Source organism: Actinoplanes sp. NPDC021490, assembly GCF_055562135.1.
On the sequence record NZ_JBVHFW010000016.1, the window covers coordinates 24,837 to 43,193 of the forward strand.

Below are 18,357 nucleotides of genomic sequence, written 5' to 3' on the forward strand. Positions count from 1 at the left end.
CAGCCCGCGACGTCAGGTCGCCAGTTCGCGTACGAAGATCCCGACATTGCGGAAGACCTCGGCCACACCGTCGCCGATGCCCTGCGCGATCTCCGACGCCGGGCCGGGGTTCGTGCCTATGTAGAAGATGACGAGGATGAGCACGATCCAGCCCACGGCTTTCTTCATCAGATCGGCTCCTTCCACGACCGGGCGTGTCAGTACATGATCGTGGCACGTCCGCGCACGCGATTCGTGCAACTTCACCCGCGCGGCGCGAACAACGGTGCCCGCGATTCGCGCAACTTCACCCGCGCGCCGCGAACAACGATTGCGCGTTTGCCCAGCAGACCGCCTCCAGCCACGCATCGCCCAGGTCGAGCCGGGCGAGCGAGTCGATCTGGTGCTCGTACGGGTACGGGATGTTCGGGAAGTCGCTGCCCAGCAGCACCTTTCCGGCCAGTCCAAGATCGCGCAGCCGCGGTTTCAGGGCGCGCGGGTAGGGCGCCATCTGCTCGAAGAAGTCCGTGAAGGCCATCGTGGTGTCCAGCCGGACCTGTTCGTAGCGCTCGGCCAGCTCGAGAAAGCCCTCGTACTCGGGTGCGCCCGCATGCGCGACGATGACCGGCAGCCGCGGGTGGCGGCGCAGCACGTCGCCGATCGGTCCGGGCCCCGTGAACCCGGCCGCCACCGGCCCCGACCCGGCGTGCACGACCACCGGCGTCCCCGCTTCGGCCAGCAGTCCCCACACGGGGTCGAGCTCGGCCACGCGCGGATCGAACCCGCCGACCTGCAGATGGACCTTCCAGATCACCGCCCCACGATCAAGAGCTTCCCGCGCGTACGCCTCCACGCCCGGCTCCGGGAAGAAAGTGGCGCTCGGCAGGCATCCCGGGGTGCGCGCGGCGAACGCGAGCGTCCACTTGTTGAGGTCGGCCGCCATGTCCGGCCGATGCGCGTATGCGAGCGCAGTGAACATCCGGACGTTGAGCGTTCTGAGCGTTTCGACGCGTTCCTGCTCCGTCCCGCGATAGGTGATCGGCCACGGCCGGCCGATGAGCGGACCGGCCTGATCGAAGTGTTCCCACACCCGGCGTTGCATGCGCGGGGGCACGAAATGCGTGTGCACGTCGGCGAAGCGTTCGATCACATCGCCAGCCTACAACTTGACAGTCACTACGAACTGACAGCTACTCTCAAATCATGGCTACTTCCACTTCGCGTTGGTACGCGCTCGCCGCGATGGCGCTGAGCACGCTCGCGGTCGGCCTCGACTCGACCGTGCTCAGCGTCGCCCTGCCCACCCTCGCCCGCGATCTCGACGCCTCCACCGGTGACCTGCAGTGGTTCACCTCCGCCTACCTCCTGGTGCTGGCGGCCGCGCTGCTGCCGGCCGGCCTGCTCGGCGACCGGTTCGGCCGCAAACGGATGCTGATCGGGGCGCTGCTGCTCTTCGGGGCGGCGTCGGTCGCCTGTGCCTACGCGCAGACCTCGGGCCAGTTGATCGCCGCCCGCGCGGTCCTCGGTCTCGGCGCCGCGGTGATCATGCCGTTGTCCGGCGCCGTGCTGACCACCCTGTTCGACGCCCGCGAACGGTCCCGCGCCATGTCCATCTGGGTGACCGCAAGCGCGCTCGGCATCCCACTCGGCCCGCTGCTGGGTGGCTGGCTGCTCGACAACTTCTGGTGGGGCTCGGTCTTCCTGATCAACGTGCCCGTGGTCATCGCCGGGGTCGTCGCGCTGGCCGTGTGGCTGCCCTCGTCGCGCGGCGAGTCCTCCCGGATCGACGTGGCCGGGATGGCCCTGTCGACGGGCGGGCTGGTCGCCGTGACGTACGGCATCATCGAGGCCGGCTCGCGCGGCTGGTCCGACGCGCGTTCGCTGATCACCATCGCGGCCGGAATCGTGCTGCTGGTCGTGTTCGTCCTCTGGCAGCGGCGGGCGGCGTCCCCCTTGGTCGACCTCGCGCTGTTCCGCAACCCGGCGTTCACGGGCGGGGCGGTGCTCGCGACCGTGGCCAGCTTCGCCATGCTCGGACTGCTGTTCTCACTGCCCCAGCTGTTCTCGGCCGTAGGCGGCCACGACGCGTTCGGCTCGGGAATCCGGCTGCTGCCGGTGATCGGCGGCCTGATCGTCGGCGCCCGCGTGGCGGAAAAGCTGGTGGCCGCCGTGGGCCCGCGCCTGGTGATCGCGGGCGGGCTCGGCCTGATCGCCGTGGCGTCGCTGCTGGGCGCGCAGACGTCGGCCTCCACCGGGTACGGGTACATCGCCGTCTGGATCACGCTGACCGGTCTCGGGCTGGGCCTGACCATGCCGCCGGCCCTGAACGCTGCCATCGGAACCCTGACTCCGGCCCGGGCGGGAATCGGCAACGCGCTGCTGCAGGCCTTGCGCCAGGTCGGCGGGGCGGTGGGCGTGGCCGTGCTCGGGACGGTGCTCAACTCGGCTTATCGCTCCCACGTCGACGTTTCCGGGCTGGCTCCCGCGGACGGGTCGGCTGTGCGCGAGAGTGTCACGTCGGGCGTCGGCGTGGCCGCCCAGAGCGGGAACGCCGGGCTGGGGGAGTCGGTGCGGGCGGCTTTCGCGTACGGGATGGACCGCTCTCTGCTCGTGGCCGGCGTGCTCGCCGCGCTGGGCTTCGTGCTCGCGCTCGTCGTCATGCCCACGCGGCCCGCGGAGACGCAGCCGGAGGTTTTGGCAGAATCACTCGTATGACCTCAGACGCTCGCGCCGCCGCCGCCCCCTCGGCCACAGGCGGCCGTGCGGGCGCCGCTGGGCGTGCGGGGGCTTCCGAGCGGGCGGGGGCCTCCGAGCGGGCGGCGGCTTCCGAGCGGGCGGCGGCTTCCGAGCGGGCGGGCGCCGCTGGGCGTGTGGGGGCGACCGAACGTGCGGAGGCATCCAAGCGTGCGGGCGACGGCGGGCGTGCGGGCGCCGTTGAGCATGCGGGGGTCACCGAGCCTGCCGGCGCCACTGAGCGCGGCGCTGGTGGGCGTCCCGGCGCCGCTGGGCGTGCCGGGGCTACCGAGCGTGCGGGCACGGCCGGGCTCCGGGAGCGGAAGAAGGCCCGGACGCGGGCGGCGATCCGCGAGTCGGCGATGCGGTTGTTCACCGAGCACGGATACGCCGCGACGACCGTCGAGCAGATCGCCGAGGCCGCCGAGGTGTCGCCGAGCACCTTCTTCCGCTACTTCCCGACCAAGGAAGACGTGGTCGTCACCGACGACTACGACCCGCTGATCGTCGAAGCGATCCGCGCCCAGCCCCCCGAGACGCCGGTGGTCGACGCCGTCCTGCTCGGCATGCGCCAGGTCTTCGAGCAGCTCACCGACGAGGAGTGGGAGAGCGAGCGGCGACGGCAGGAACTCTTCCGATCCGTCCCCGAACTGCTGGCCCGCCAGTTGCAGGCGATGGTCGCGGCGGTCGACATGCTCACCGTCGTGATCGCCGAGCGACTGGACGTCCCGCCCACGGACTTCGGCGCCCGTGCGCTGGCCGGGGCGTTCGTGGGAGTGTCGCTGACGTTCCTGCCCCCGGGCCGCCCACAGCACTTCGACTCACACGACTTCGACAACGTCCGCGCGGCGCTGCTTGCGTTACGGACCCACCTGGATTCGCTGGCTCCCTAGGCGGAGCCCTAGCTGCCTGAGCGTGCTTCGTTGGTCAGGCGCCAAATGTCGCCGCCCCATCGTGTCGCCACCTCACCGTGGCGCCACCTCACCGTGGCGCGGCGGCGGTAGGGCTCGTCGCGGCCGTACAGGGCGGTGAACGCTCCGAACGTGGCCACGCCGGCCCAGTCCGTGTGGCCGGTGGCGACCAGGACGGTCAGGGGGACTGCCACCGCCAGCCCTGCGCGCAAGGCGAAGGGCCACGTGGCGTCGACCGGGCGCAGGTCGGAGCGTACGGAAAGCATGGGTTGAAAATTACTGGCGTTGGGTAGACGCGGGCTCATGAAGTCCATAGCGGCTGAGGCCATCACCGACGCGGGGACAACACAGCTCATTCTGGCTGCGGTGCTGGGCATCGTGGTTGTGGTCCTGCTGATCGCGTGGGCCAAGTGGCATCCGTTCCTGGCGCTGATCCTCGGGTCGGCGACTCTCGGTCTCGTCGCGGGGGCGTCGCCGGGGGACACGATCGACTCGTTCACGGCGGGGCTGGGCAGTACCGTCGGCAACGTCGGGCTGCTGATCGCGCTCGGGTCGATGATCGGTGCTCTGCTGGCCGAGTCCGGCGGGGCCGACGGGATCGTCAATCGCATCGTCAACAGTGTCAGCGGGTCGGCGTTGCCGTGGGCCATGGCGGGTGTGGCCGCGCTGATCGGGTTGCCGCTGTTCTTCGAGGTCGGCGTGGTGCTGCTGGTGCCGATCGTGCTGCTGGTGGCCCGGCGTACGGACATCGGGCTGCTCCGCATCGGCATCCCGGCGCTGGCCGGTCTGTCTGTGCTGCACGGGCTGGTGCCGCCGCACCCCGGGCCGCTGGTCGCGATCGCCAACCTCAACGCCGACCTGGGCCTGACCCTGATGTTCGGCCTGATCTGCGCCATCCCCACCGTGATCATCGCGGGCCCGGTCTTCGGCAACTGGATCGCCAAGCGGGTCCCGCTGCCGGTGCCCGCCCTGCTGGCGGCAAGCGGCGAAAAGGCGGCAAGCGGCGAAAGGGCGGCGAGCGGGGAGCGGGTGAGCGAAAGGGCGGCCGACGGGCCGGTAGGCGGCCACGACTTCGTCGACCGCGACGACGTCGCCAACCCGTCCGCGGGCAGCCCGGATTCGCTGGTCGACGACCAGCTGCCGGGCCGGCGGCGCAACCCGGGCTTCTGGCCGGCGGTCCTGACCGTCATGGTGCCGATCGTGCTGATGCTGGCCCGGGCCGTCGGCGAGCTGACCCTGCCCGAGGGCAACAGCGTCCGCGGCGCGGTCGAAGTGATCGGTGAGCCGGTCGTCGCGCTGCTGGCGGGGCTGCTGCTGGCCATGTGGAGCCTCGGCAAGCGGGCCGGCTTCGACCGGGCGCAGACCTCGGCCGTCATCGGCGGGTCGCTGCCGCCGATCGCCGGCATCCTGCTCATCGTGGCCGCGGGTGGCGGATTCAAGCAGGTGCTGGTCGACGCGGGCGTGGGCAACGTCGTCGCCAACGCCGCCCAGGACGCCAACATCAACGCGCTGGTGCTGGGCTTCCTGGTCGCCGTCGGCATCCGGCTCGCCACCGGGTCGGCCACCGTCGCCACGATCACCGCGGCCGGCATCGTCTCGCCGCTGGCGGCCACCCTCGACCGGCCGACCGTCGCCCTGCTCGCACTGGCCATCGGCTCCGGATCGCTGTTCTTCTCGCACGTCAACGACGCCGGGTTCTGGCTGGTCAAGGAGTACTTCGGGATGACCGTGGGCCAGACCATCAAGACCTGGTCGGTGATGGAGACCATCATCTCGGTGGTCGGCTTTGCCTGCGTGATGCTGCTCAGCTTGATCGTTTAACAAAGGAATCGTTCAATGAAGGGCTAGTCGCAGTGCCCGTCCAGCTTCTGGCCCACGGCCGGGAAGTCGCCGTTGACGTAGGCCTTGGGGTCGGGCCGGGACGCGCCCGCCTCCAATTCGTCGGTGATCTTCTGCAGCGCGTCGAGCAGGCCGATGTCGGTCACGCCCGTACGCTCGTCCTCGACCTTGGCCGCCATGTCGTCCAGCGTCTGTTTCATCCCCGCGGTGACCTCGTCGCCCGACCCCGCCGCATGGCCGGCCAGCCGTCCCGCGCCCTCGGTGAGGATCTTGCGGACCGCCGAGCAGACGTACGCCGGCACACCGGCCGAGTCGGTCGGGACGGGCGCGTTGCTGATCGGCACCGGAACCACCCCGGGTGTATGACCGGCATCACAGCCGGTGAGCAGACCAGAGAGCAAGCCGGGCAGCAGGAACGGCAGAAGAAGGCGACGCATACCGGACATAGTCGCGACATGGTAGTCGTAGTCGATGCGTTCACCGGCGGAGGACTGCGCGCAACCCCGCGCGGGAAGCGTAGTTAACGAGCTATGTGCCCAACATCCGAAAAAGCGCCCTCCGTCGTAGCCTGACCGTAGCCGCGGCCGGACTCATGATCACGGTGGGTGGCGTCGCGATCGCCGAGGTGGTCACGCCCGAGCCGGTGTCGTCCCCGTCGTTCAACGGGCCGGTGTACGCGGTGGCCTACCGCGGCTCGACCGTCTATGTCGGCGGAAACTTCACCGGCGCCATCGTCGGCGGCAAGACCGTCGCCCGCAACCGGCTGGCCGCGCTCGATGCCCGTACGGGAACCCTGCTCGACTGGAATCCGTCGGCCGACGCCAACGTGCGCGCCATCGCCATCGCCGGGGGCGTCGTTTATGTGGCGGGCGACTTCGACACTGTGAACGGCACCGCCCGCGACGCCGTGGCCGGGATCGACGCGACGAGCGGCCGGTTGACGCCCATGCGGCACAAGGTCGCCGGTCAGCCCAACGCGCTCGCGACCGGCAACGGACGGCTCTATCTCGGTGGCCGGGTCACCGCCGTCGACGGGGTGCGGCGCGGCAATCTGGCCGCGTTCTCGCTGGCCACGGGCGCGCTCGACCCGTGGGCGCCGACAACCGACGACGTGGTCAACGCCGTCGCGGTCACCTCCCGGCGGGTGTACGTCGGCGGGCGCTTCCACAAGACCAACAAGAAGACCCCGACGTTGCGGCTGTCGGCCGTGGACCCGGTTACCGGCGCGGTCGACGCGGCCTTCGTCCCCAAGCCGGTGTCGCAGGTCTTCTCGGTCGCGGCCGACCCGGCGGGCGTGTACGTGGCGCTGGGCGGGCAGGGCGGCCGCGCGGTCGCGTACACGCCGGGCGGGGCGACCCGCTGGACGCGCGTGTTCGACGGCGACGCGCAGGCCGTCGCCGTGCTCGACGGGACCACGTACGTGGGCGGGCATTTCGACAAGGCCTGCACGACCACCAACAACGGTGTGAAGGGCGTCTGCACCGACGGTTCGGTGGCGCGGGGCAAGCTGGCCGCGATCGACGCCCAGGGCAACCTGCTCCCGTGGGCGCCGCAGGCCAACGGCGTGGTCGGCACCCGGCAGATCGCGACCAGCCCGGCGCTCGGCTCGATCAGCGCGGTCGGCGACTTCACCATGGTCAGCGCGATCACCCGCAAGCGGTACGTCGCGTTCGGCGGGGTGACGCCCCGGACCGAGAGCGCGCCGGCGAACGGTCCCGTGGCCTCGTACAACTTCGACTCGACGACCGAGGACGGCACCTTCGACGATGGCTCGGGCCACGGCCACCTGCTGCGGGCGGTCACCCGCGACGGCGGCCAGGTCGCGATGGAGCCGCACGGCGCGGGGCAGGCGCTGACCTTCCCGCCGCGCTGCGACGACGACGAGGGCTGCCCCAAGCTGGTGCTGCAGGCCGCGGACACCCCCGACCTCAACCCCCAGGACAAGCCGATCCGGTACGGCGTGGGGCTGCGGCTGCCCGCGGCGCCGGACGGCGCGAAGGGCCCGGACGGGCAGAACGTCCTGCAGAAGGGCTACGCCGACGAGGGCGGGCAGTACAAGTTGCAGGTGGACGGCGTTACCGGCAAGCCGAGCTGCGTTCTGACCGGCAAGGGCGAGGGGACGGCGTACGTGGCCCGCAGCCGCCACTCGATCGCCGACGACGAGTGGCACGCCGTCGAGTGCCGCCGCACCGGCCCGACGCTGGAGATCGCGGTCGACGAGCAGGTGCAGGCGGCCACGGCCGTCCCGGAGTCGCTCTCGGTCGACAGCAGCCGGCCGTTCACCCTCGGCGGCAAGGGCCTGGGCCGGAACAACGACCAGTTCCACGGCGCCCTCGACGACGTCTGGATCACCATCGACTGAGTCCTCAGTGGAACGGGCCGTCGACGCAGGTCGGCGGCCCGTTTTGTATACGCGTGGTTACCGGCTGTTCATGATCAAAGTGGAGAGTTGACTATGCCACATGCGACAATCCGGCTCGAATAGAATGATGACCTCGCTGTGCGGGTACTGGTACCGTTGCCCGCCGTTGTCTACGCAGCGTGAGGAGCTGACGAATGGCCAGCTGGACCTTGGTGCCTTGCCTGGTGAAGCTGCGCTCCGAGTTCAACGCGATCGCGCCGAACCGGGACAAGTCCAGCGACGGCTCGGTCGGCGACACGGCCCATCAGTCGAGCCAGTCGGACCACAACCCCGACGAGACCGGCAACGTGCCGATCCGGGACGCGGACCGGAAGAACGAGGTGCACGCGATCGACGTCGACGTCGATCTGCGAACCCCGGGACTGACCATGGAGAAGGTGGTGCAGTTCCTGCTCACCCGCTGCCGGTCGGGCGCCGAGACCCGTCTTCGCTACATCATCTACAACCGCCGCATCTGGTCGGCCAGCAACGGGTGGCGTCAGCAGGCGTACTCCGGCGCCAACCCGCACGACCACCACGCGCACTTCTCATCCTCGTACGAGACCAGCCGCGAAGCTTCCGCGGCTTCCTGGCATTTGGAGGACGTTCCCGTGGCACTCACCGCCGACGACAAAAAGTGGATCTCCGCGGAGATCGCCAAGCAGGTGAAGGCGCAGATCGACGACATCTGGGCCTTCAACGTCGGCCGGTCCACGGGCACGCCGACGCAGCGCGCCGACGGGGCGATCGTGACCACCAATCTGCGTACCGGCACGATCGCCAACGACCAGATGCCCAAGCTGTTCGACGCGATCGAGCAGCTCACAGCCGAGGTGGCCCAGCTCAAGGCCCAGGTCGCGGCGCGGGCCTAAGCGCCGGGTCCCGTGTTGGACCCGGCTTCCGCGCCCTGATCGCCGCCACCGCCGTTGTCGTTCCCGCCACCGGCCGGCGTCGACGGATCGTCATCGTCGGGCGGCGGCGGTTCCTCCTCCTCGGGCGGCGTCGTCGTCGGCGTCACCGAGGTGGACGCGCCGGGGCCGGGAACCTGCGGCGCCGACGTGGTCGGGCTCTCGGGCGGGGGCGCGGGCCGCGTCGCGGTGGTCGGGTTCTGCGTACGCGGGCGGGTCCTCGTGCTGGTCGGCTGGGGCGCGTCACCCGTGCCCACGGTTTGCTGCACCGACTGGGACGGCTGGACGGTTTCCGGTTTGCCCTTGTCGTCGTCCGGCCAGAAGGCCGCCAGCGCCGCGATGGCCGCGATCAGCACGAGCGCCCCGGCCCCGGCCATCACCAGCGTGGTGCGGGGCAGGCCGGACCCACCACGTACGGGCTCGGAAACGATGGTCGGCGGCGTGGCCGCGGCGTAACGGGGCGCCGCCAGGATCGCCGTGGTGTCACCACCGGACGACACGGCCCGGTCAGCGGCCTCGGCCATCGCCGCCGCACTCGCGAAACGGTCCTCCGGATTTTTGGCCATCGCCCGCATGACCAGGGCGCGGACCCCGGCCGGCACGTCCTCGGGCAGATCCGGCGGCGGGTCGCTGAGGTGCTGCATCGCGATGCCGATCGGGTTGTCGCCGGTGAACGGCGGATTCCCGGCCAGGCAGTGGTAGGCGACGACCCCGAGCGCGTAGATGTCGGCCGGCGGCCCGGTCGTCGCCTTGGAGACCTGCTCGGGCGCGATGTACATGGCCGTGCCGACGACCTCACGGGCCCCGGTCAGCGTCGACGAGCCGGCCGAGCGGGCCACCCCGAAGTCGACCAGCACCACCGTGCCGTCGGCCTTGATGATCAGGTTGCTGGGCTTTACGTCGCGGTGCACGATGCCGGCCTGGTGCGCGGCCTCGAGCGCCCGGGCCGCCTGGGCGACCACCGACATGGTCTCGGCCGGGGTCAGCCGGCCCCGCTCGGCGATCCGCTCGCTCAGCGGCTGCCCGTCGATGCGGGCCATCACGATGTACGCGTCGGTGCCGCCCTCGGTCTCGCCGAAGTCGTAGACGTCGGCCACCCCGGGATGGTGCAGCGCGGCCATCGACCGGGCCTCGTGGCGGAAACGCTCCTGGAAACCGGGGTCGCCGGCCCGGTCGGCGTGCAGCGTCTTGACCGCGACGTCGCGCCCGAGCACCGTGTCGGTCGCCCGCCAGACCTCGCCCATGCCACCGGCCGCGATCGGATCGTCCAACCGGTAGCGACCACCGAGAATCTCACCTGGGGACGGCATGAACCTCCTCTACCCGAACACCGCTGAGACCATACGCGACAACGACCAAGGTCAACGTCCGGGAACGGGCGCCGAGCTCAGGTCGCCCGTGCGATGGATCGTCTGCCATTTGAGCCGCCGGCCGGTGACCGCGGCGATCGCCGAGTGCAGCAGCACAAGGTACATCACCTGCCGATAGACGATCTGTTGCAAGGGCAGGGTCCAGAGGGGGCGCAGCGGTTCGGAGTCGAGGCGGAACGCCAGCACGGCCGTCAGCACCTGCACGACCAGCATGGCCAGCCAGCCGATGATCGTGATCTCGCGGTCGAGGAACAGCAGCCCGTACACCGCCATCAGGTCGATCAGCGGCGCGAGTAGGGGAAGCAGCACGCTGAAGAGGACGATGAACAGCAGCCCGCGCCGGCCGAACCGTCCCGACGGGCCCCGGTCGGTCACCGCCTTGCGGTGCTTCCACATCGACTGCATGGTGCCGTAGCTCCACCGGTAGCGCTGGCGCCACAGCTGCTTCACGGTGGCCGGCGCCTCGGTGTACGCGCGGGCCTCCTCCTGATAGACCACCCGCCACCCCGCGCGGTGGATGGCGATCGTCAGGTCGGTGTCCTCGGCCAGGGTGTCGGTGCTCAGTCCGCCCGCGCCGGTCAGCGCCTCCCGGCGGAACGCGCCGAGCGCCCCCGGGATCGTCGGGATGCAGCCGAACGTGTCGTACAGCCGCCGATCCAGATTGAAGCCGATCACGTACTCGATGTGCTGCCACTTGCCGATCAGCCCGCGGCGGTTGCCGACCTTGACGTTGCCCGCGACCGCGCCCACCCGCGGATCGGCGAACGGCTGCACGAGCCGGTGCACCGCGTCGGTCTCGACGACCGTGTCGGCGTCCACCATCACGATCAGCTCGTGCCGGGAGAGCGCCACCCCGGCGTTCAGCGCATTCGCCTTGCCGCCGTTCGGGATTCGCACGACCCGCACATTGCCCAGACCCAGCGCCCGTACGGCGTCCGCGGTGCCGTCGGTCGAGCCGTCGTCGACCACCAGCACCTCGACGCCCGGGTGGGCCGACCGGGCGAGTGAGCGCACCGCGGGCCCGATCGTCGTCTCCTCGTTGTAGGCGGGCACGACGATCGTCACCGGCGTGGTGACCGGCAGCCCCCACGACCAGTCCGGGCCCCGGCGGTGCCGCGAGTGACGCCAGGCGAAGACGAACAGGATCAGGGTCCGTATGACGATCAGGCCGCCCGCGGTGATCAGCAGAATCCACAGCAGGTTGAGCACGGCGTCCGACACCCGTACGGACCAGACCAGGGCCCGGCCCCGCCAGATCAGATTGTCGCCGGCTGCCGGGTTCGCCTGCCCGCCGATCGCCGCGCTCACCGTGCTGAACCGGTAACCCCGCTTCTGGAGCAGGGGGATCAGCCGGTCGAGGGCGGCCACGGTCTGCGAGCGGTCGCCGCCCGCGTCGTGCAGCAGCACGATCTGCCCCGCGGTGCCCTCCGGCGTGAGGTTTCTGACGATCGCGTCCACGCCCGGCCGCTTCCAGTCCTCGCTGTCCATCGTGTCGAGCACGGTCAGATAGCCCTGCGCGCCGACCGCCCGCACCGTCTGCCAGTCCTTGTCGGTCAGCGCATCGGCGAACGACGAATACGGCGGGCGCATCAGCCGCGTCGAGCCGCCGGTGGCGTTGGCGATGGCCAGCTGGGTCTGCGAGTTCTCCATCTCGCGCCGCCACCCGGGCAGCTCGGCCAGGTCGGGGTGGGTGAACGTGTGCCCGCCCAGCTCGTGGCCCTCACGCGCAATTCGCTCGGCGATCCCCGGATGCCGCGCCACCTGCGAGCCGACGACGAAGAACGTGGCCTGCGCGCGATGCCTGGCCAGCACGTCGAGGATCCGGGGGGTCCACTGCGGATCCGGCCCGTCGTCGAACGTCAGCGCGATCGTCCGGGCCGGCATGGCGTACGTCCGGAGCCCGTCCCCGCCGGTCAGATCGATCACCGGCCCGCCGTCGCGCACCTGCTCGGGCACCTTGCCGTTGGCCGTCGAAGTGGGGGAGGCGCCGTCCGGGCTGAACCCGGCGTCGGTGTAGACCGAGACCAGGATGACGGTCGCCAGCAGCAACAACACCGTCAGCCCGAGCGCGCCCGCCGCCACCCTGCGCCGCCGGATCCGGCGCCTGCGTTGCACCGGGGGCAGCCGCGCGGTCGACTCCGACGGATCTCCCGGCGGCGGCGCCGACCGATAGACCGTCACCGCGTGCAGACCCGGCCGCTGGAACACGGCGCCGGCGGCGGCTTCGCGTCACCGGTGAGCTGGCTGATCCACACCGCGATCAGAGCGACGATCAAGAGCATTCCCACCGCGTACGCCGTACGCCTCAGCCACCGCCGCCGCCCACCCGTGGGATCGACGAACACCGGCGGCGGCCCCGTCTCGCCCACCTTGAACAGCTCGGTCTTCGCGTTCCCGGGCAGCGGCGCCTTCCCGACCGCGCGCCCGACCCGGGCTCGCCCCTTCGGCGGGCGTCCCACCGGAGCCCGCCCGATGCTCGGTTCCTCAGGCACACCATCGACGCTAGAAGATGCCCGGGGAATGCGCACTTCCCGGCCGCAGAAAGGTCAGCGGTTCGAGGGATCGAGACGCCATGCCGGACACTCTCGAACTCTCGCTGGTCGCCCGCAACGACCGCTACGACGACGAGGACCCCCACTGGCTCGACCAGATCGCCGACCTCACAAGCGAGCTGCGGCGTGAGACCGGGTCGTTACGGCGGGTCCGCGAGCCGGTGCCGGGCACCAAGGGCGCGGCGGAACAGGTGGTGCTCGCGCTGGGCACGGCCGGCGCCTTCCACACCGCTCTCGAGATCTTCCGGGCCTGGCTCGGGCGAGACCGGCACCGCGCGCTCAAACTGACCGTGACCGGCGCGGACGGTGTCACGAGGACGGTCGAGGTGACGGCCGAGAACGCGTCGAAGGACGCCTGGGCGCCGATCGTCGAGGCCGCGGCCGGACTCGCCCGGGACGGCGAATGACGTACCGGGCGCTTCTGATCGGCAACAGCGTCTTCGACTCGGACGCGAGCCTCAACCCGCTCAACGCGCCGACCAAGGACGTGGCCCGGTTGCACCGCGCGCTCGTGCAGCCCGAGACCGGCCTGTTCGCCGAGGACAACGTCCGGTTGATCACCGAACGCACGTCGGACGAGATGCTGGACGAGCTCGATCTGTTCTTTTCGGCCGCGCGAAAAGACGATCTTCTGCTGCTCTACTACAGCGGTCATGGTCTGCTCGACGAGCGCAACAACCTCTATCTGTGCGGTCGGACGACGCGTTCCGACCGTTTGTTGCGTACCGCGGTCAGCAACACGCGGATCAACGAATTCCTGCAGCAGTCGGTGGCGAAATGCTCGGTGATCATTCTCGACTGTTGCAGCAGCGGCATGTTCAAGGGCGGTGATCTGGGGTCGCCGCTGGCCGGGCCGGGCCGCTTCGTCGTGTCGAGCAGCCGGGGCCGCGCGCTGGCCAACGACGCGGCCACGCCCACCGGCACCAGCCTGTTCACCGAGTGCCTGGTGGCCGGGATGTTGGGCGCCGCCGAGGACCGCGATCACGACGGCTTCGTCGACCTGCGTGAGATCTTCGATTACGTCCGCGACTCGCTGACCGCCACGAGCAAGCAGGTCCCGCACTGCCGCTTCGACGGCGACGCGGCGGTCAAGCTGGCCCGCCGGGCGGCCGCGCCGCGGCCGAGGCCGCCCGAACGCGTCGGTGGGCCCGCCTTCGTCCTGTCCGAGAACTCGATCGTCCTGCGTGACGTGCACCCGTCGGAGCGTCTGCCCCCCGAGGTGGTGGAGATCTATCCGCTGTCGGACGAGCCGCCGGATTGCCGGGCCGAGACCGACTCGGCCTGGCTTCACCCTGAGATCCACGGCCACCGGCTCGTCGTTCATCTCGATCCACGCCAGGGAACCAACCGCGGCAAGGTCCTCGTTCGTGATCAGCGCTCGCAGACCGCGCAGACGTTGCGTATCGAGGTTTACATGACGCCGACGCCGACGCCGACGCCGACGCCGACGCCGACGCCGACGCCGACGCCGACGCCGACGCCGACGGCGCCCCAGAAAGGCGGCCCGGGCGTCTTGTACAGGCCTGAACCGCGACCTGGGCCGCCCGGGCCGGGTCCGCTGCCCCCGGGCGCCTCGGGCCGGGCCCAGCCGGCCGAAGTGCCGGAGGCGGAAAGGCTGGCGACGATCGCCTTCTTTCTGGGGGTGGCGTCTGTTCCCGTGTCCTTCTGCATCTTCGTAGGCGGGTTCCTGGGAATTGCGGCGCTCGTGCTCGCGAACCGCGCCGCGGCCGCGCCCGGTGGCCGATCCGAGCCGATCCGCCGCCGGTTGTTCTCGACCCGCATCCTGTCCTGCATCGCGCTTGTCCTGAGCGTGGGATGGATCATCCTGTTGCTCATTCCGGGGGTTCTTCAGTAACTCGCCGTGGCGTGCGGCCGGCGCGCGGCCGCGGCGGAAACCGATGCGTCAGAGGGGCTGCTCGTCGTCGAGGAGCTTCTGGATCGCCTCGTGCAGGGTGCGGTCCGAGATGGCGTCGCCCTTGATCTCGATCGTCTCGGGGGTGCCGTCGTTGTCGCGGGTGATCGTGAGCGAGCGTCGGCGGTCGCGGTGCAGCCAGAGGTTGACTATGCGGACCAGGGCGCCGGCCGCGGCGGTGGAGCCGCCGACCGTCACGGCCAGGTCGGAGAGCAGGCCTTTGGCGCCGGGGACGGCCGCGCCGGCCTCGGTGGCGGGCAGGCCGGCCTCGCGCAGGTCGCCGATCAGCTCGGCCGTGGCCAGCTGGAGGGGGTCGTCGCCGGGGGAGAGGCCCGGCAGTCCGGGACGCAGATGTAGGACCACGGCGCCAGAGTAGATCGTGTCGGCCATAGTGGACGCGTGTATCGCGCGCTGCTGGTGTGCAACTCGGTCTATGCGGCCGACCCGCTCCTCGACGACCTGCGCGGCCCCCGCACCGACGGGCGGCTGCTGGCCGGCGCCCTGACCGACGAACGAACCGGCATGTTCGAGCCGGCGCAGGTCAGCCTGCTGTTCGACGCGACCCGGCACGAGATCGCCGTCCAGATCAACACGTTCTTCCACGAGGCCACCGCCGACGACGTGCTGTTCCTCTACTTCAGCGGGCACGGCCGCAGCCGCAACGGCAAGCTCTACCTCTGCGCCACCGACACCGTGGCCGACCTGTTGCCCAGCACCGCCGTCTCGAACGAGACGCTGACCGACATCCTGACCGACTCACTGGCCCGGACGATCGTGATCGTCCTCGACTGCTGCCACGGCGGCGCCTTCAAGGGCGGGCCGGTCAACGTGGAGCAGCTACTCTCGGGCAAGGGCCGTTTCGTGCTGACCGCCACCGGCCCGGCGCAGCTGGCCGACGACGCGACCGAGGACGGGCAGCCCAGCCCGTTCACGCGTGCGCTCGTCGAAGGCCTGCGTTCGGGCGCTACCGACGCCGACGGGGACGGACGGGTCGACCTGGCCGACCTGTACAAGTTTCTGCAGGCCAGCCTCAAGGGAGAGCCGGAACCCCGGCACAAGTTCGACGGGTACGGCACGGTCGCGATCGCGCGGCGGGCTCGGACCGGGCCGGCCGGAGAGGCGACGAGTGATGTCGAGCCGGACGACTTCTCGGAAGAGCCCGAACCGCAGACCGTCGGCGGCCGCGAGTTCCTCGACGTCACGACCGGGGCGACCGTGCTCGACGCCCGGCGCGTGGCCGAGTTCCGCGACCGGATCCGGCCCGGCGTCGGGCGTCCGGCCCGCGGCAGCGCGACCGCCTTCCTGCAGTCCGCGCATCTGATGCGGGAAGGTCGGCTGACCCGGGCCGGCGCGCTGCTGTTCGGGGAGGATCCGATGGCGGTGATCCCGACCGCCACCGTCCAGTGCACCCAGTTCCACGGCACCGGCCGCGACGCGCCGATGGACAAGCGGGTCCTGCACGGCACGGTTCCGGAGCAGATCGAGCAGGCCCGTACGTTCGTGGCCGGGCTGGCGCGCCGCGGCGAGGCGCCCACGACCGAGTCGGCGACCACCGAGCCGGTCTACCGGTTCCCGATGGTCGCGGTGCGCGAGATCATCGCCAACGCCCTGGTGCACCGCGACTACGGGCACGCGCAGATGTGCGTGCACGTGCGGGTCTTCGCCGACCGTCTCGAGATCACCAGCCCGGGCGAGTGGAGCGGCGCCGACCTGCCCGACGGTGAGCCGGTTCCGCTGGGCCGCCTGGCCGGCGAGTCCCGGCAGCGCAACTTCTGGCTCGCCCACGTGCTGACCTGGAACAGCCTGGTCGAGAGCGAGGGCGCCGGCATCCCGCGGGCGCTGGCCGACTGCCGCGCGCGGGGCGCCGCCGAGCCGAGCGTGATCCGCTCCGGAGACGCCGTCACGGTGACCGTCTTCCCGCAAGCCGGAAACGCCGCCGCCGTGCCGGCCACCAGCACTCAGCTGATCGACAACCTGCCGCCGCGCAGCGCGGTCTTCGAGGGCCGCGACCTCGGCTCGCTCGACGAGCTTCTCACCGGTGAGCAGACGACGGGCGTCGTGATCGCCGGCCTCGGCGGGGTCGGCAAGACGCAGCTCGCGGTCGAGTATGCGCAGGAGCGCCGCGACCGTTACCGGGTGGCCTGGCTGATCACCGCGGACACGCCGGAGAACGTCGGGCTCGGCCTGGCCGCCCTGGCCGCCCGCCTGCACCCGGCCGGCACGCTGGCCGACGCGCAGGCCTGGGCGCTCAACTGGCTGCAGAACAACAGCGACTGGCTGGTGGTCCTGGACGGGGTGGACGATCTCGAGCAGCTGACCGCCCTGGTCGGGCAGGTCGCCGGTCGGGGCCGGATCCTGGTCACCACGCGCGACCGGCGCAGCCGCGTCCGGTGGCAGCAGCTGGGACTGGCCCCGCTCGACCTCGACGTCCTGGACCGGCCGGCCAGCGTCCGACTGCTCACCCGCCTGACCGGCTCGGCCGACGTGTCCGGGGCGGAACGGCTCGCCGACCGCCTCGAGGACCTTCCGCTGGCGCTGACCCAGGCGGCCGCGCTGGTCGGGGACGACGGTCTGACCTTCGACGAGTGTCGCGAGCGGGTCAGCCTGCACGCGAGCCGTCCGGCCGAGGTGGTGCGGCTGGCCCTGGAATCCGTGCAGGAGCGCTCGCCGTTCGCCGCCGATCTGCTTGCGGTTCTCGGGTGGCTGGCGCCGGAACCGCTGCCCGAGGACGTGCTGTGGCCGAGGGCGCCGGACCGGGCCGCCGTGGACGACGCCCTGGCTCTGCTGGCTTCGTACAGCCTGATCAACCGGGAGGCGGGCCAGGTGCGTGTGCACCGCATCGTCCAGGAGGCGGCCCGGCAGCCGATGGAGGTGAATCCCGCGGGCGTCTGGGTGCGGCCGTTCGAGTCCGATGCCGCCCGGTTGCTGCGGGCGGCCGTCCCCGGCGATCCGGCTGTGGCGGTGGCCGGATGGCCCCGGTGGAACCAGCTCCTGCCGCACATCGACGCGCTGATCGCCAAGGTCGCGTCGTCCGTGGCCGGGCTCAACCCGGTCGAGGCCGACCTGCTGTTCCTGGCCGACCAGGCGGCCACCTACCGTCTCTTCCAGGGACAGTTCGAGGCGGCGGTCCGCGAGTTCGAGCGGATCCACGCGACCCGGCTGGAGAAGCGCGGCGCCGACCACCCGGACACGCTCACGTCGCGGCACAATCTGGCCTCGGCCTATCAGACGGTCGGGCGGCTGGACGAGGCGATCGCGTTGCAGGAGACGGTGCTCGTCGACTACGCCCGGCTGCTGGGGGACGAGCATCCGGACACGCTCGCCGCCCGCAACAACCTGGCCCGGGCCTATCGTCTCGCCGGCCGGGTGGCCGAGGCGATCCCGCTGCACGAGCAGGTCGTCGACGCCTCGACCCGGGTGCTGGGGGAGGGCGCGCTGGACACGCTGACCGCCCGGACCAACCTCGCCGTCGCCCACCGCGAGGCCGGCTGGGTGGGCGAGGCGATCGCTCTCACCGAGCGGGTGGCCGCCGACTGCCGCCGGCTGCTCGGCGACGACCATCTGGTCACCCTCAACGCGCTGGCCGCCCTGGCCCCGGCCTATCAGGCGATCGGGCGGCACGACGAGGCCGTCGCCCTGTTGGGCCGGCTGCTGGAGGCACGTCGCCGGGTGCTCGGGGTGTCGCACCCGATGACGCGGGAGACCGAACGCGACCTGGCCGCGGCCGGATGAGAGCCGGGCCGCGCGAGGCG

At 71.2% G+C, this 18,357-nt stretch carries 16 protein-coding genes; 8 read left to right on the forward strand and 8 right to left on the reverse strand.

The annotated features are described in order from the left end of the window. Positions 1 to 12: 12 nt before the first annotated feature. Entirely contained in the window at positions 13 to 168 is a 156-nt protein-coding gene (locus ACZ3I4_RS33970) for a hypothetical protein (RefSeq protein WP_465386166.1), read from the reverse strand. 118 nt (positions 169 to 286) lie between these two features. Continuing rightward, positions 287 to 1,129 carry an amidohydrolase family protein gene (locus ACZ3I4_RS33975; RefSeq protein WP_465386167.1) on the reverse strand — a complete coding sequence of 281 codons (843 nt, stop codon included), beginning with the start codon at positions 1,127 to 1,129 and terminating at the stop codon, positions 287 to 289. A gap of 53 nt (positions 1,130 to 1,182) precedes the next feature. Here ACZ3I4_RS33975 and ACZ3I4_RS33980 point away from each other — a divergent pair, with 53 nt between their 5' ends. Both ACZ3I4_RS33980 and ACZ3I4_RS33985 read left to right on the forward strand, forming a co-directional pair. Next, positions 1,183 to 2,694 (forward strand): DHA2 family efflux MFS transporter permease subunit, encoded by a 1,512-nt coding sequence (locus tag ACZ3I4_RS33980; RefSeq protein ID WP_465386168.1) that lies wholly within the window; start codon positions 1,183 to 1,185, stop codon positions 2,692 to 2,694. Then, the gene (locus ACZ3I4_RS33985) at positions 2,691 to 3,605 is read left to right on the forward strand and encodes a TetR family transcriptional regulator (RefSeq protein ID WP_465386169.1); all 915 of its coding nucleotides are present in this window, start codon (positions 2,691 to 2,693) and stop codon (positions 3,603 to 3,605) included. Before ACZ3I4_RS33980 ends, ACZ3I4_RS33985 begins: the two co-directional genes overlap by 4 nt. A gap of 8 nt (positions 3,606 to 3,613) precedes the next feature. Here ACZ3I4_RS33985 and ACZ3I4_RS33990 read toward each other — a convergent pair whose 3' ends face one another. Next, the gene (locus ACZ3I4_RS33990) at positions 3,614 to 3,889 is read right to left on the reverse strand and encodes a hypothetical protein (protein WP_465386170.1); all 276 of its coding nucleotides are present in this window, start codon (positions 3,887 to 3,889) and stop codon (positions 3,614 to 3,616) included. Between the two features lie 37 nt (positions 3,890 to 3,926). Here ACZ3I4_RS33990 and ACZ3I4_RS33995 point away from each other — a divergent pair, with 37 nt between their 5' ends. Then, positions 3,927 to 5,444 (forward strand): GntT/GntP/DsdX family permease, encoded by a 1,518-nt coding sequence (locus ACZ3I4_RS33995; RefSeq protein WP_465386171.1) that lies wholly within the window; start codon positions 3,927 to 3,929, stop codon positions 5,442 to 5,444. A 23-nt stretch (positions 5,445 to 5,467) separates the two neighbouring features. On the opposite strand, the gene ACZ3I4_RS34000 is transcribed toward ACZ3I4_RS33995, so the two are convergent. Beyond that, entirely contained in the window at positions 5,468 to 5,899 is a 432-nt protein-coding gene (locus ACZ3I4_RS34000) for a hypothetical protein (RefSeq protein WP_465386172.1), read from the reverse strand. A 155-nt stretch (positions 5,900 to 6,054) separates the two neighbouring features. Between ACZ3I4_RS34000 and ACZ3I4_RS34005 the strand changes: the two genes are divergently transcribed. Both ACZ3I4_RS34005 and ACZ3I4_RS34010 read left to right on the forward strand, forming a co-directional pair. Then, entirely contained in the window at positions 6,055 to 7,824 is a 1,770-nt protein-coding gene (locus tag ACZ3I4_RS34005) for a LamG domain-containing protein (protein WP_465386173.1), read from the forward strand. Between the two features lie 194 nt (positions 7,825 to 8,018). Then, entirely contained in the window at positions 8,019 to 8,735 is a 717-nt protein-coding gene (locus ACZ3I4_RS34010; RefSeq protein WP_465386174.1) for a hypothetical protein, read from the forward strand. Here ACZ3I4_RS34010 and ACZ3I4_RS34015 read toward each other — a convergent pair. Genes ACZ3I4_RS34015 through ACZ3I4_RS34025 form a run of 3 tightly spaced genes read right to left on the reverse strand, consistent with a single transcriptional unit; the run spans position 8,732 to position 12,633 of the window. Next, positions 8,732 to 10,081, reverse strand: a complete 1,350-nt coding sequence (locus ACZ3I4_RS34015) for a serine/threonine-protein kinase (protein WP_465386175.1) — start codon at positions 10,079 to 10,081, stop codon at positions 8,732 to 8,734. The two genes, ACZ3I4_RS34010 and ACZ3I4_RS34015, sit on opposite strands and share 4 nt — an antisense overlap. A gap of 51 nt (positions 10,082 to 10,132) precedes the next feature. After that, on the reverse strand, positions 10,133 to 12,322 hold the full coding sequence (locus ACZ3I4_RS34020; RefSeq protein WP_465386176.1) for a bifunctional polysaccharide deacetylase/glycosyltransferase family 2 protein: 2,190 nt from the start codon (positions 12,320 to 12,322) through the stop codon (positions 10,133 to 10,135). Next, positions 12,319 to 12,633 (reverse strand): hypothetical protein, encoded by a 315-nt coding sequence (locus tag ACZ3I4_RS34025; RefSeq protein ID WP_465386177.1) that lies wholly within the window; start codon positions 12,631 to 12,633, stop codon positions 12,319 to 12,321. Before ACZ3I4_RS34025 ends, ACZ3I4_RS34020 begins: the two co-directional genes overlap by 4 nt. 80 nt (positions 12,634 to 12,713) lie before the next feature. Here ACZ3I4_RS34025 and ACZ3I4_RS34030 point away from each other — a divergent pair, with 80 nt between their 5' ends. Both ACZ3I4_RS34030 and ACZ3I4_RS34035 read left to right on the forward strand, forming a co-directional pair. Beyond that, positions 12,714 to 13,100, forward strand: a complete 387-nt coding sequence (locus ACZ3I4_RS34030) for an effector-associated constant component EACC1 (RefSeq protein ID WP_465386178.1) — start codon at positions 12,714 to 12,716, stop codon at positions 13,098 to 13,100. Continuing rightward, a complete protein-coding gene (locus tag ACZ3I4_RS34035) occupies positions 13,097 to 14,548 on the forward strand; it encodes a caspase family protein (protein ID WP_465386179.1) in 1,452 nt (483 codons plus the stop codon). The genes ACZ3I4_RS34030 and ACZ3I4_RS34035 overlap by 4 nt, the downstream gene beginning before the upstream one ends. A 48-nt stretch (positions 14,549 to 14,596) precedes the next feature. Here ACZ3I4_RS34035 and ACZ3I4_RS34040 read toward each other — a convergent pair whose 3' ends face one another. Further along, a complete protein-coding gene (locus ACZ3I4_RS34040) occupies positions 14,597 to 14,968 on the reverse strand; it encodes an effector-associated constant component EACC1 (protein WP_465386180.1) in 372 nt (123 codons plus the stop codon). Positions 14,969 to 15,004: 36 nt separating this feature from the next. Between ACZ3I4_RS34040 and ACZ3I4_RS34045 the strand changes: the two genes are divergently transcribed. Next, a complete protein-coding gene (locus tag ACZ3I4_RS34045; protein WP_465386181.1) occupies positions 15,005 to 18,337 on the forward strand; it encodes a caspase, EACC1-associated type in 3,333 nt (1,110 codons plus the stop codon). Positions 18,338 to 18,357 lie beyond the last annotated feature (20 nt).